Origin of the sequence: Neorhizobium huautlense (assembly GCF_002968575.1) — a bacterium.
Classification (GTDB): domain Bacteria; phylum Pseudomonadota; class Alphaproteobacteria; order Rhizobiales; family Rhizobiaceae; genus Neorhizobium; species Neorhizobium huautlense.
This window is the reverse complement of sequence record NZ_PVBM01000019.1, coordinates 71,960-83,225: the sequence shown is the minus strand read 5'-3', so window position 1 is coordinate 83,225 and position 11,266 is coordinate 71,960. Positions and strand designations below refer to the sequence as shown.

17 protein-coding genes are annotated in these 11,266 nt (G+C 61.7%); 7 read left to right on the top strand and 10 right to left on the bottom strand.

Annotated features, from left to right (window positions below):
• The first annotated feature begins 250 nt into the window (after positions 1-250).
• The 5 genes from C5L12_RS19550 to C5L12_RS19530 all read left to right on the top strand — a co-directional run bounded on the left by C5L12_RS19550 (position 251) and on the right by C5L12_RS19530 (position 4,188).
• A complete protein-coding gene (locus C5L12_RS19550) occupies positions 251-1,291 on the top strand; it encodes an ABC transporter substrate-binding protein (protein WP_105373767.1) in 1,041 nt (346 codons plus the stop codon).
• 119 nt (positions 1,292-1,410) lie between these two features.
• The gene (locus C5L12_RS19545) at positions 1,411-2,166 is read left to right on the top strand and encodes an ABC transporter ATP-binding protein (RefSeq protein ID WP_105373766.1); all 756 of its coding nucleotides are present in this window, start codon (positions 1,411-1,413) and stop codon (positions 2,164-2,166) included.
• A 10-nt stretch (positions 2,167-2,176) separates the two neighbouring features.
• A complete protein-coding gene (locus C5L12_RS19540) occupies positions 2,177-2,995 on the top strand; it encodes an ABC transporter permease (RefSeq protein WP_105373730.1) in 819 nt (272 codons plus the stop codon).
• A gap of 114 nt (positions 2,996-3,109) precedes the next feature.
• The gene (locus C5L12_RS19535) at positions 3,110-3,499 is read left to right on the top strand and encodes an MbcA/ParS/Xre antitoxin family protein (RefSeq protein ID WP_205839361.1); all 390 of its coding nucleotides are present in this window, start codon (positions 3,110-3,112) and stop codon (positions 3,497-3,499) included.
• The gene (locus C5L12_RS19530) at positions 3,496-4,188 is read left to right on the top strand and encodes an RES family NAD+ phosphorylase (protein ID WP_105373729.1); all 693 of its coding nucleotides are present in this window, start codon (positions 3,496-3,498) and stop codon (positions 4,186-4,188) included. Before C5L12_RS19535 ends, C5L12_RS19530 begins: the two co-directional genes overlap by 4 nt.
• A 92-nt stretch (positions 4,189-4,280) precedes the next feature.
• On the opposite strand, the gene C5L12_RS19525 is transcribed toward C5L12_RS19530, so the two are convergent.
• From C5L12_RS19525 to C5L12_RS19480, 10 genes are all read right to left on the bottom strand, one after another.
• Positions 4,281-5,174 (bottom strand): mechanosensitive ion channel family protein, encoded by an 894-nt coding sequence (locus tag C5L12_RS19525; RefSeq protein ID WP_105373728.1) that lies wholly within the window; start codon positions 5,172-5,174, stop codon positions 4,281-4,283.
• 108 nt (positions 5,175-5,282) lie between these two features.
• The gene (locus C5L12_RS19520; protein WP_105373727.1) at positions 5,283-5,819 is read right to left on the bottom strand and encodes a tyrosine phosphatase family protein; all 537 of its coding nucleotides are present in this window, start codon (positions 5,817-5,819) and stop codon (positions 5,283-5,285) included.
• On the bottom strand, positions 5,816-6,421 hold the full coding sequence (locus tag C5L12_RS19515; RefSeq protein ID WP_245422974.1) for a YfbR-like 5'-deoxynucleotidase: 606 nt from the start codon (positions 6,419-6,421) through the stop codon (positions 5,816-5,818). The genes C5L12_RS19520 and C5L12_RS19515 overlap by 4 nt, the downstream gene beginning before the upstream one ends.
• 56 nt (positions 6,422-6,477) lie before the next feature.
• Positions 6,478-7,320: a CAF17-like 4Fe-4S cluster assembly/insertion protein YgfZ gene (gene ygfZ, locus C5L12_RS19510; RefSeq protein ID WP_105373764.1), complete on the bottom strand. Its 843-nt coding sequence runs from the start codon at positions 7,318-7,320 to the stop codon at positions 6,478-6,480.
• A gap of 73 nt (positions 7,321-7,393) precedes the next feature.
• Positions 7,394-8,167, bottom strand: a complete 774-nt coding sequence (locus C5L12_RS19505) for a hypothetical protein (protein WP_105373725.1) — start codon at positions 8,165-8,167, stop codon at positions 7,394-7,396.
• Between the two features lie 15 nt (positions 8,168-8,182).
• Entirely contained in the window at positions 8,183-8,440 is a 258-nt protein-coding gene (locus tag C5L12_RS19500; RefSeq protein WP_105373724.1) for a hypothetical protein, read from the bottom strand.
• 101 nt (positions 8,441-8,541) lie between these two features.
• Complete coding sequence (locus tag C5L12_RS19495; protein ID WP_105373763.1) at positions 8,542-8,985, bottom strand: TIGR02301 family protein; 444 nt, start codon at positions 8,983-8,985, stop codon at positions 8,542-8,544.
• 30 nt (positions 8,986-9,015) lie between these two features.
• Positions 9,016-9,435, bottom strand: coding sequence for an NUDIX hydrolase (locus tag C5L12_RS19490; RefSeq protein ID WP_105373723.1), 420 nt, complete (start codon positions 9,433-9,435; stop codon positions 9,016-9,018).
• A gap of 10 nt (positions 9,436-9,445) precedes the next feature.
• Complete coding sequence (locus C5L12_RS19485; protein ID WP_105373722.1) at positions 9,446-9,745, bottom strand: addiction module antidote protein; 300 nt, start codon at positions 9,743-9,745, stop codon at positions 9,446-9,448.
• Positions 9,746-9,747: 2 nt separating this feature from the next.
• Complete coding sequence (locus tag C5L12_RS19480) at positions 9,748-10,044, bottom strand: type II toxin-antitoxin system RelE/ParE family toxin (protein WP_105373721.1); 297 nt, start codon at positions 10,042-10,044, stop codon at positions 9,748-9,750.
• Positions 10,045-10,091: 47 nt separating this feature from the next.
• Between C5L12_RS19480 and C5L12_RS19475 the strand changes: the two genes are divergently transcribed.
• Together C5L12_RS19475 and C5L12_RS19470 are read left to right on the top strand one after the other, a co-directional pair.
• A complete protein-coding gene (locus C5L12_RS19475) occupies positions 10,092-10,418 on the top strand; it encodes a YnfA family protein (protein ID WP_105373720.1) in 327 nt (108 codons plus the stop codon).
• A 47-nt stretch (positions 10,419-10,465) separates the two neighbouring features.
• On the top strand, positions 10,466-11,233 hold the full coding sequence (locus tag C5L12_RS19470) for an SOS response-associated peptidase (RefSeq protein WP_105373719.1): 768 nt from the start codon (positions 10,466-10,468) through the stop codon (positions 11,231-11,233).
• The last annotated feature ends 33 nt before the right edge of the window (positions 11,234-11,266 follow it).

Sequence of the window (11,266 nt, the reverse complement as noted above, 5' to 3'; positions counted from 1 at the left end):
AATGACGAAGCCGCGGAAAGCATTAACCTTTCCAGATCTTCTACGCCGATTTCAGTCGTCCCTTGCTTCACGGGTCCTCGCCCCCTGTGCCGAAAACGGGGGCAGGATGTTGCCGGCAAAATCATCGTCTGCATAAAATATAATCGATACTAAAATATGATAACTTTATGTGCAATTTCAGCTTGCGCGACAGGAGAAGAAAGGTTTGGATGCGGTTATCAAACAAGAAACCTCGAGGGGACGACCTTTCATGATCTCGCGCAGACTGCTTTCCAAACTTTCGGCCGCCGCGGCTGTGGCCTTTGCCGCAGGCTTTGTCGCGTCCGCGGCGCCGGCCCGGGCGGATACGCCCATCAAAGTTACGCTGGACTGGAAGTTCGAGGGTCCCGCTGCCGGCTTCCTGCTCGCCCAGGACAAGGGCTACTTCAAGGCCGAAGGTCTCGATGTCACCATCGACACGGGTAACGGTTCGGTCGAGGCGATCCCGCGCGTCGCCACCGGCGCCTATCAGATCGGTTTCGGCGACATCAATTCGCTGATCAAATTCCTCGATGAGGACCCGTCGCAGAAGATCAAGATGGTCATGATGGTCTACGAGCGTCCGACCTTTGCGGTCGTCGGCCGCAAGTCGCTCGGGGTCACCAACGATCCGAAGTCGCTCGAAGGCAAGAAGCTCGGCGCTCCGCCGCCGGATGGCGCCTTTGCCCAGTGGAAGGCTTTCAAGCAGGTCGCCAAGATCGACGACAGCAAGATCACCATCGAATCGATCGGTTTTCCGGTCCGTGAGCCGATGCTCGCCCAGGGCAAGGTCGATGCCGTCTTCGGCTTCGCCTTCTCGGTCATTCTGAACCTGAAGGCGCAGGGTATCAAGGACGAGGATATCGCCACCATCCTGATGGCGGAAAACGGTCTCAACCTTTACGGCAACGGCATTACGGTCAATGCCGATTTCGCCGCGAAGAACCCGGCGGCCGTGAAAGGCTTCGTGAAGGCTCTGGCCAAGGGTTTTGCCGACGCGGTCGCCAAACCCGAAGAGGGCGTCGCAGCCGTCCTGAAGCGCAACGAGACGCTGAACAAGGATATTGAGCTGCAGCGCCTCAACATGGCGAATTCCATGAACATCAAGACCCCTTATGTTGTCGCCAACGGTTTCGGCGGCATCGATCCGGCAAGGCTCACCGCCTCGATCGAAACGCTGAAGGTCTCCATGGGCCTCAAGGGCAATGTGAAGGCTGACCAAGTGTTCGACGCAAGCTTCCTGCCCCCCAAGGAAGAGCGAATGCTTCCTTGATCATCGATGGAGAACCCGGCTCAAACCCGGGTTCTCTCTCGTCTGGAATTATGAATGATCGCGGAGACACGCCATTGGCGCACCTCGTTTCCCCCTTGGTTTCTATCGAAAACGTCGACATGCGTTATGGCGGCCCCAACGGGACGCTCGCCGTCTCCGGGCTCAACATGAAGGTCGGCAAGGGTGAGTTTGCTGCGGTCGTTGGCCCGTCCGGCTGCGGAAAGTCGACGCTGATGAAGCTCGTCACCGGCTTGCATATCCCGCAAGGCGGCGGCGTGATCGTTGCCGGCAAACAGGTCACGGAGCCGGTATCGATCGTCGGCATGGCTTTCCAGAATCCGACCATGCTGCCCTGGCGCACGACGCTCGACAATATCCTCCTGCCGCTGGAGATCGTCGAAAGGCACCGTCACCGGCTGCGCAGGCATAAGGCGGAATATGTGGAAAAGGCCGAACACCTGCTCGAAACTGTCGGCCTGAAGGGCTTCGGCTCGAAATTTCCCTGGCAGCTTTCCGGCGGCATGCAGCAGCGGGCGAATCTCTGCCGCGCCCTCATCCACGAGCCGGAACTCCTGATGCTCGACGAGCCCTTCGGCGCGCTCGATGCCTTCACCCGCGAGGAGCTCTGGTGCGTCATCCGCGATCTGCATGCAGCGCAGGGCGTCACCATCGTCCTCGTCACGCATGACCTGCGCGAAGCGACCTTCCTGGCCGACCGAATCTTCGTCATGAGCGCGCGTCCCGGCAGGATATTGAAGGAGCATGTCGTGCCCTTCGCCCGTCCGCGCGACCTCGAAGTCATGTATGAAAAGGGCTTCAACGACATGGTGCATGAACTGCACGGCGAGATCGCCAAGGCGAGGGTGGCGGCATGAGGGACGTGAGATGAGCGCCGTGACCGACAACACCACCCCGGTAACGCAGGCAAGGCCGCTTTCGGCCCGAATGAGCTGGGTTACATTGGCGCCCTGGCTTTATACGCTCGGCTTGTTCGTCCTCTGGGAACTGCTGGTCATCGCGCTCGAAATGCCGCCGACCATCCTGCCGGCCCCCTCCCGTGTCTTCCAGGCGATCCTGCAATACTGGTCGCCGATCTGGAAAAACTCGCTGCAGACCCTCTACACGACGACGCTGGGTTTCGCGATCGCGGTCGTGGCGGGGCTTGGCATCGGCCTTTTCATCGGCTGGTCGAAGACGATCTATGCCGGGCTCTATCCGCTGATGATCGGCTTCAACGCCATCCCCAAGGTGGCTCTGGTGCCGATCCTCGTCATCTGGTTCGGCATCGGTACTATCCCGGCGGTCCTCACGGCCTTCCTGATTTCCTTCTTTCCGATCGTCGTCAACGTTGCGACCGGGCTTGCGACCATCGAGCCGGAAACCGAGGACGTGCTGCGCGCGCTCGGCGCGAAGAAGATGGACATCATGCTGAAGGTCGGCATCCCGCGCTCCATGCCCTATTTCTTCGGCTCGCTGAAGATTGCGATCACGCTTGCCTTCGTAGGCTCCGTGGTTTCGGAGACGGTCGCCTCCAATTATGGCCTCGGCAATATGATGAGTTCCGCGCAGAGTCAGTTCAACGTGCCGCTCGTCTTCGCGGGACTGCTGATGCTTGCGGTGGAGGGCATCGCCATGTACGCCTTCATGGCATGGATCGAGCGGCGCATGACCGGTTGGGCGCATCGCTCCACTATGGCCCAGTAAGCGGCTTTCCAAAACTTCGATCCTGTGTCGTGCTCCCGCTCTTGTCCATGTGGTCTTTACATTTGGTTCATTTGGACTATTTTTGGTGTGGTAGCAATTAGGAATAAGTCTCCCGTGGAAGTCGCGCCGAAAAAGCATGACGCTGAGCAACTGGCAGCCGTGGCCCTGAAGGCTTTCGGCAATGTGATGAGCGAGTGGGGGGTATCCCTCAGCGAAGCGGCGGGTTTGGCCGATATGTCGGAGAGCACCTGGAAGCGCGCGAGGAAGCCCGGTTATGCTGGCGGGCTGACCAAGGACCAGATGCTGCGGCTCAGCGCGGTCATCGGCATCTATAAGGCCCTTAAGCTCTATTTCAGCGAGCCGGTCGCCAGCCGGTGGATGACGGTGCCGAACAACGGCCCGCTGTTTGAGGGCGCCCGTCCGGTCGATACGCTGATCGAGGAGGGGTTGCCGCAGTTTCTGAGGGTGCGCAACTATCTCGACGCGCTGCGTGGCGGCGCGTGATTATCACGGCGTTGAAGGACCGGGGGCTGGTTCGGCTGATCCCGGCGACCTATCACAAGCCGCCCAGCCTGCGCGGGCTCGTTGATAGCGACCAGGAGCTGGAAATCCTTGCCGAGATCGAGGGCCTGACGAGCGCCCGCCTGATTGCCGAGCGGGGTCTGAACCTGCATCTCGATCGCCGCGAACTCGCCTGGAAGCGCCGCAGGCACGACCTGCAGGTCTATGGCAACAGCCACATCAATGCCGCCTTCACCTATACGCGCAAGGGCGGCAACCGTTTTAACGCCGAAAGCCGCGGCGCCTGGTATTGCGGCTGGGACGTGATGACCTCGATTACGGAAGTTGCCTACCATAAGACGAGGGAATTGCGTTTCATCGGGATATTTGAGGAGACGGCGCGCTATGTCGAACTTCTGGCCGATTTCATCGGCGAATTTCCCGATATCACCGACGAGGCGTCACACCCGGCCCTTAACCCGGATCCGGCTCTCGGTTATCCGGAAGGGCAGGCGCTGGCTGAAAAGTTGCGGCGGGAGGGCTATGACGGCCTGATCTATCCATCGGTGCGCCATCAGGGCGGGCGTTGCCTTGTGGCATTCGAGCCGACCGCGATTCGCAACGTCCGGCCCGGCGCCTCCTGGGACATCGTCTGGCAGGGCACGGAGGACTACAGCGTCAACGCCGTTTGAGGCTGGAGCCATGGTCCGAAAATTTATCTTTTGAAGATTTTGCGCACCAGGCCCGGCCTCCTCGTAAGGCCAGGCCTGGTGCATCCTTTCCTTCAGGACCGCGCTGTCGCCGGTTCGTCCGCACCGTAAGGAGCCGGAGGTCCGCTCGCACCGGCAGTGCCGCGCGAATTCGCCTGAGGGTCTGGAATCTTTTCCGGTCGCTTGTCGAAGGCGAGCTTGATCGCCTTCGACAAGTCGCGGCTGGCATTCCACCAATCGCTGCTTTTTGTCCAGTATCGAAGTGTGACTTTCGTGCCGCCGGCGTCGAATTCCGCAACGAAGGCGGCCGGGGCGGGATCATCCAGCACCCGCTTGTCGTCGCGGGCAATGTGGAGAAGCCTTGCCTGTGCCGCGCCGATGTCCTCGTCTGCGCCGATATGCACCGAAATCTCGTTGCGGCGGGTTCTGCGCCGGCTGTAGTTGGTGATCGGCACGTTCCAGAGAGTCGAATTTGGTGCGAGACGATAGATCCCGTCCGCTGTCTTCAGCTCGGTCGCAAAGAGGCCGACCTCAACGACCGTGCCGGTCACGCTGCTCGTCTCGATCGTCTCGCCGACGCGGAAGGGACGAAGCACAAGCAGCATGATGCCGGCGGCGATATTCTGCAGCGTGCCCTGAAGCGCCAGCCCGACCGCAAGGCCGATCGCGCCGAGCGCTGCGAGGATCGAGGCGGTCTGCACACCGAACTGCCCGAGCACCATGACGATGACCAGGATCAGGACCACGTAGCGGACGATATTGGAAAAGAACTGGGCAAGGGTGGCGTCGATGCCGTGTACGCGTGACAGCCCGCTGTGCGCCCAGTTGCTGAGCATCCTCGCGGCGATCCAGCCGAGTATGAGAAGCACGACCGCGCCGATCACGGCGAAGGAATACTGCACCGCCAGAGCGCTCAGTTGAGCGAGTGCCGCTCTTGTCGCCACAACGAAATCCGATGCCTGTTCCATCCGGTCGACCGCTCCTTTCTCTGGATGGCCCGTAATTGGCGCAGCAGGCCGGGAGGTCAAGGCAAAAAAGACGGTCTTTTAATTGTACCAATAAGCGCTTGGAACAACTTAGTTTTTAAGATCGGGAGCGGCCTGGAGAGGCAGTACGAAGGCTGCCCGGCCATCCGTTTCGGCCCCGCGGCCGATGCCTTTCACCGCCGTGATCAGACGCCCGTTGCGGCCGAGCATATGGTCGCCGATCTCGATCAGCCGCGAATTCGGCGTGGCATGCGGTGCCGCTTTTCGCAGCCGGCCGGCAAGCTCGAAATCGTCTTCTTCCGGATGGAGCGCCAATGCCGTTATGACGGCCGCCGCCGGGGAACGGGAGACGCCCATCCAGCAGTGGATGAGGATCGGCGCCGATTGGTCCCAGTCCCGCACGAAGGCAATCAGGCGTTCGACATGCGCCTCGCTGGGTGCGACGAGGTCCCCGGTGCCGGCAAAACCGATGTCGTTCATGGCGAGCTTCAGGTGGCGCTCGGCGGCGATCACCCCCGGCCGGTGGAAATCCTGGCGCTCGGCGATGAGGCTCACCATCGCCCCGGCCCGGTGCCTGACGGCCATCTCGGCAATGTTTGCGAGCGGACAGACGACGATTGAGGTCATGGTTCCCTCTTGGTCGTCTCGGTCGCCTGCTTCCCATGGCCGCGTGCGGCCTCGATGTCATGAAAGCGGTCGAGGAAGCGCCGCTGTGCTTCGAGCGCAGGCATCGGGGCGATCGGCAGCATGTCGCGGGTGATGCCGCGCGGTTGGCCGAAGAATTTCCGCGCTTCGGCGACGGAAAAGCCGGCGAGTTCGGTTGCCTCGAAGAAGGCGGCGATCGTGTCGGCCTTCTTGATCAGCGCCTTCAGGTCACGGGATGCATGCGGCGGCAGGCCGAAGCGCAGGTGGATCGCCGCCTCCAGCCGCTGTTCGACAGCCTTGTAGCCGCCGCCGACGACCGATTTGAACGGCGAGATCATGTCGCCGATGACATATTCCGGCGCGTCGTGCAGCAGCGTCATCTGCAGCGCATCGGCACTACAGGATGTGTTGCAGCGCCGAAAAATCTCCTCCACAACGAGACAATGCTGGGCGACCGAAAAGGCATGGTCGCCACGCGTCTGGCCGTTCCATCGGGCGACGCGGGCAAGGCCGTGGGCGATATCGGAGATCTCGACATCGAGAGGCGAGGGGTCGAGCAGATCGAGCCGCCGTCCCGAGAGCATGCGTTGCCAGGCGCGGGCGCCGGGCGCATCGGTCCCGGCAGATATCGTGGCTGCGGTCACGGCTCGGCCTCTTCGGCCTCGACGGGGAATGAAAGCCCGGTCCATTCCGGCAGTGTGAGCTTCACCGGCACATCGCCGACGATGAAAGGCAGGCCGCGCGCCAGGGCATCGCCGACTCGATCGATACGCACGACGGCAAGCCCCTTGTTGCCGGCAACCGAGCCGAGTGCGCCGACGGTCTTGCCGCCCGCGATGATCTCGATGCCGGAGGCCGGCAGGGCGGCATCACCGGAAACCAGCGCCAGCCGCCGCCTCGCGGTACCGCGGTGCTGCATGCGGGAAACCACTTCCTGGCCGACATAACAGCCCTTGCGGAAGGAGAGCCCGTCCGTCTTGTCGAGCAGGACATCGTGCGGAAAGGCGTCCTGCAACGGATAGTCGTGACCGGAAAGCGCCACGCCGACGTCGGCCCGCAGCGCGTGATAGGTCTCCTCCGGCCCCTCCGCCTGCCTGCCGGGGACGCGGGAGAGCACAATGCCTGCCTTGGCGAAGGCCGCATCCTTCACCGCGCCTTTTTCCGCGTCGTCGCCCCAGAAGACTGTTACGCCCTCCGTCGATTCGGCGGTGAGATCGACCGCTGCGCGCAGCTTGTACATGGTCAGCCGCCGTATCAGGGCTTCACGCTGCGAAGCTTCGGTCTCGATGAGGAAATCGTCGCTTTCGCGCCATACGAGGAAATCGAACAGGATCTTGCCCTGCGGTGTCAGCAGCGCGCCGGGCCGCGCCTCGCCGGCGGGCAATCCGTCGATATCTGTGGTGATAAGCCCCTGCAGGAATTCCTGGGCGTCGCGCCCGGAAAGGCGGATCAGGCTTCGCGTCGGAAGAAAGGCGGCGGACATGGCAGGCAATCCGGTTGTCAGGAAAAAGGAGAATTAAGTCTTCCCGCAGGCGGCGACAAGACTTGTCGTTCTCTCAATCCCCGCCGGAGAAGAACTTCCATTTGCCGTCGGGACTGATGCCGATGCGGAAGAAGTTGTAATTGCCGTTTTCCTCCATGCCTGCGAGGTCGCCGGCGGTGACGATGCGCAGGAGATCGACGCGCTCGGGCGGCGTCAAGGAGCCGAGCGCCTTGCCGGTGAAATAGGGCCAGACATAAGCCTCGTCCGGCGTGCCCGCATCGAAACGGGCTGGCCCTGTCGACAGGATGTCGAGAATGATGGCAAGGATTTCCTGCCCGTCGGGATCGCCGGAAAAGCTCTTGAGCGTCTCGATGGGATCGTCGCTTTCGCCGTTCATCACCTGCGTCTGTTTGTCGCCGGTGCCGATCAGCGGGCGAAGCCTGGCGATATCGCCGGAGGCTGCGGCTTCGACGAGCTGCTCGCGCATATGCTTGACCGGCTGCGGCAGCTTCGACATGTCGATGATGATCTCGGCCGACTGGTCGCCGTTGTTGGCAGGCGTTTCGGCCGCTTTCGTGTCGGGTGTTGTCGCGGGCGCGTCCTCGGCGCCCGTCTGTGGCCGGTCGATGGCAGGACCCGGCGGCGGCAATGTCGTGCCATCCAGGGCCTGGAGAATTTGCTTCTCTTCGCTTTGCCGTGCCGGCGCGCGTTCGTCCTGATCGGGGGAGAGTACGGAAAGTGCCAATGCACTGCCACCGGTAGTCAGGCTCAGCGCAGCCGCAAGCACCGTTGCCGCGCAAAGGCGGATGAGAAGAGGGGAAATGGTCGTTTCCTCTGCAGGGCGCATGGAAACCTCGGCTATCTATTGAATCATTCGCTCGGGAGAAAATTCGCCAGCGAGCATGCGGGTCTTCAGCGATTCGAGCATGGCTTCGGCACCCAGCTCGCCATGGATGCGGATGGTCTCCCGCATGGCAAGCACCAGGGCCGCGTCGGCGATGATTTCCGGTTCGATGCCATCCGCCCGGCCGTCGGCCCAGGCCTCGCTCTGATATTCCAAGGCAGCCTGCATCTTCTCATGCACAATCATGTCGTCGATGTCGTTGCGGCCTGTCTGCATTCTGATGTCCTCGGTGCCCGTTTGATTACTAGCCCGTTAAAAACTTTATCAGTCTTTTATCAAAACGACACGGCCTCCTGCGAAAAGAGGTAAATAATCCTCTAATTTCCGAAGCGTGTCGCAATTTCTGTGGCAAGTGTTGCGCCTTCGTTACGGTATCGTTCCTCCGCCGTCCTGGCCGCATCTGTACAGGAGGTGTGCACCGCGGCAAAGGACCGATAACCGCGGTTGAAGGCGGCTGTCAGTTTCTCGCGCCGTTTGGGTTCGTTCGCGGTGTCGGTATCCAACAGCTGCTGCATGGATGCGCGCCAGTCGGAGGCAGGTACGCCGCACAGCGTCCGCAGATACTGGATGGAGCCGAGAACTTCGGCAAGGCGTGTCAGCTGCACCTCATAGGGCGCCGGCTTTTCTTCTGCGGCCGGCGGCGGCACAGCTGCGGCAGGCGGTTGTTTCGCCGTTGGCTGTTTCGTCGTCTGGGCAGCGAGCGGCGTCGCCGCGGCGGCCGCCACAAGCGTGATCAGGACAAGTCGCGAAATAGAACTCATGAACGGGATCCGGCGCGGCATATTGAAAATCTAATAGCCGGCCTTGATCTCTACCGCCAGCCTTTCGGCGCATTCGAGCACGCTCGGCGGCACGGGAAGGGAGCGGATTTCCTCGATTGTATACCAGCCTGGATCCGCGGCATCGTCGGCTGCGACGACTTCCGTATCGGCATCCGCCTCGACACGGAAGACCGAGAGAAAGAAATGACTGCCGCCTTCCTTTTCGCTCATCAGGTCATAGGTCGCGAAAAGGACGGGATTGCGAGCCGTGACGCCCGTCTCTTCGAAAAACTCCCGTAACGCAGTCTCATCCGGCGTCTCCCCCGGCTCGGCGCGTCCGCCCGGAAAGGCGAACAGATCGGCTGACGGAGGGTTCATCCGGCGGATCAGCAGGAACCGGCCATCCCGTTCGAGAATGGCGGAGGATGCGGCTTGCGGAGAGGAGGGCATGGATCTTCTTCTAGCGGGCGGCCGCGTCATGGGAGACGATCGTCAGATCGTATCCGATCGCACGGACAACTTTTACGATAGTCGCGAACTCAGGATTTCCGCCTTCGCTGAGCGCTCGATAGAGATTTTCGCGTGACAAACCGGCATCCTTGGCGACCTGGCTCATTCCCCGGGCACGCGCCACATCGCCGATTGCTGCCGCGATGACGGCTGGGTCGCCATCCTCGAACACGGCTTCCAGAAAAAGCGCTATCCGTTCGTCGCTGTCCAGATGCTCGAAAATATCCCACTTCTTGGCCTCGACTGCCATAGTCAGTCCTCCAGGTCCGCCGCCAGTGCCTTCGCCGACAGGATATCGTCAGTCTGGCTGGATTTATCGCCGCCACACAGAAGGATGACCAATTTCTGCCCGCGCCGCGTGAAATAGATTCTGTAACCAGGTCCGTAGTCGATTCCCATCTCGCTGATGCCAGAACCGACCGCCTTCACATCGCCGGGGTTCCCCAGCGACAAACGATAGATGCGGGTATTGATACGGGCTTTCGCGCGCTCGTCCCGCAACCGGGCAAACCAAGTCGAGTAGATTTTGGTTTCCCGGATTTCGATCACGTGGCAATGTAGCGTATAAGCTACAAATCTTCAATCCCGCCATCCTCATGAAAACCTACGCGCTCTACTCCTTCGCCGCCCTTGCCGAGATCGCCGGCTGCTTCGCCTTCTGGGCCTGGTGGCGATTGGAGAAGTCCGTCTGGTGGCTGGCGCCCGGCATGCTTTCGCTAGTCCTTTTTGCCTGGGCGCTGGCGCTGGTGCCGAGCGATGCAGCGGGACGCGCCTATGCCGCCTACGGCAGCATCTATATCCTCGCCTCGATCCTATGGCTGTGGATGGTGGAGGCCCGGGTGCCGGATCGGTGGGATGCGCTCGGTGTCGCCGTCTGCCTTGCCGGCGGCGCCATCATCTTCTTCGGGCCGCGCAGTGCTTGATGGCCGCGCCGCTTGACGCATTTTGAGGCCGATGCCATGACAGGCGCATGTGCGGACGCTACGCCCTGACGGCGACCCCCAGGGATATCTCGGAATTTTTCAGTCTGGTGGATCTCGAGGATTTCCCGGCGCGCTACAACATTGCTCCGACGCAGCCGATCCTCGTGGTGATCGAATCGGAACGCCGCGAGCCAGGCAGCAATCTGCCGACGCGACGGGCGCTCCTCGCCCGCTGGGGACTGATTCCCGGCTGGCTGAAGGACCCGAAGGATTTTCCGCTGCTGATCAACGCGCGGGCGGAAACGGCAATCGGCAAGGCCTCCTTCCGCGCGGCCATGCGCCATCGGCGCGTTCTCATACCGGCGACGGGCTTCTACGAATGGCGCCGGCCGCCGAAGGAGAGCGGCGTCAAGCCGCAGGCCTATTGGATCCGTCCGAAGCACGGCGGCGTCGTGGCCTTTGCCGGCCTGATGGAAACCTGGTCCTCGGCGGACGGTTCGGAAGTGGATACCGCCGCGATCATGACCACCACGGCGAATGCGGCGATCCGCGGCATCCATGATCGCATGCCGGTGGTAATCCAGCCGGAAGATTTCGAACGCTGGCTTGATTGCAAGACGCAGGAGCCGCGCCACGTGGAAGACCTGATGCGGCCGGCGCAGGAGGACTTTTTCGAGGCGCTGCCGGTCTCCGATCTCGTCAACAAGGTCTCGAATATGGGGCCGGACCTGCAGAAGCCGGTGGCCGTCGCCGTCCCGGAAGAGAAGCCGCCGAAAGGCAAAAAGCCAGACACCGATCAAATGTCGCTCTTCTGACCCTTCCTCTTTTTCCAGGCGAGATATTCCCAT

Bases quoted from the DNA above. Each gene is read 5' to 3' on its own strand.
- C5L12_RS19550 (WP_105373767.1), top strand. From the start codon at position 251: ATGATCTCGCGCAGACTGCTTTCCAAACTTTCGGCCGCCGCGGCTGTG.
- C5L12_RS19545 (WP_105373766.1), top strand. From the start codon at position 1,411: ATGCGTTATGGCGGCCCCAACGGGACGCTCGCCGTCTCCGGGCTCAAC.
- C5L12_RS19540 (WP_105373730.1), top strand. From the start codon at position 2,177: ATGAGCGCCGTGACCGACAACACCACCCCGGTAACGCAGGCAAGGCCG.
- C5L12_RS19525 (WP_105373728.1), bottom strand. From the start codon at position 5,174: ATGGAACAGGCATCGGATTTCGTTGTGGCGACAAGAGCGGCACTCGCT.
- C5L12_RS19520 (WP_105373727.1), bottom strand. From the start codon at position 5,819: ATGACCTCAATCGTCGTCTGTCCGCTCGCAAACATTGCCGAGATGGCC.
- C5L12_RS19515 (WP_245422974.1), bottom strand. From the start codon at position 6,421: ATGCTCTCGGGACGGCGGCTCGATCTGCTCGACCCCTCGCCTCTCGAT.
- ygfZ (WP_105373764.1), bottom strand. From the start codon at position 7,320: ATGTCCGCCGCCTTTCTTCCGACGCGAAGCCTGATCCGCCTTTCCGGG.
- C5L12_RS19505 (WP_105373725.1), bottom strand. From the start codon at position 8,167: ATGCGCCCTGCAGAGGAAACGACCATTTCCCCTCTTCTCATCCGCCTT.
- C5L12_RS19500 (WP_105373724.1), bottom strand. From the start codon at position 8,440: ATGCAGACAGGCCGCAACGACATCGACGACATGATTGTGCATGAGAAG.
- C5L12_RS19495 (WP_105373763.1), bottom strand. From the start codon at position 8,985: ATGAGTTCTATTTCGCGACTTGTCCTGATCACGCTTGTGGCGGCCGCC.
- C5L12_RS19490 (WP_105373723.1), bottom strand. From the start codon at position 9,435: ATGCCCTCCTCTCCGCAAGCCGCATCCTCCGCCATTCTCGAACGGGAT.
- C5L12_RS19485 (WP_105373722.1), bottom strand. From the start codon at position 9,745: ATGGCAGTCGAGGCCAAGAAGTGGGATATTTTCGAGCATCTGGACAGC.
- C5L12_RS19475 (WP_105373720.1), top strand. From the start codon at position 10,092: ATGAAAACCTACGCGCTCTACTCCTTCGCCGCCCTTGCCGAGATCGCC.
- C5L12_RS19470 (WP_105373719.1), top strand. From the start codon at position 10,466: ATGTGCGGACGCTACGCCCTGACGGCGACCCCCAGGGATATCTCGGAA.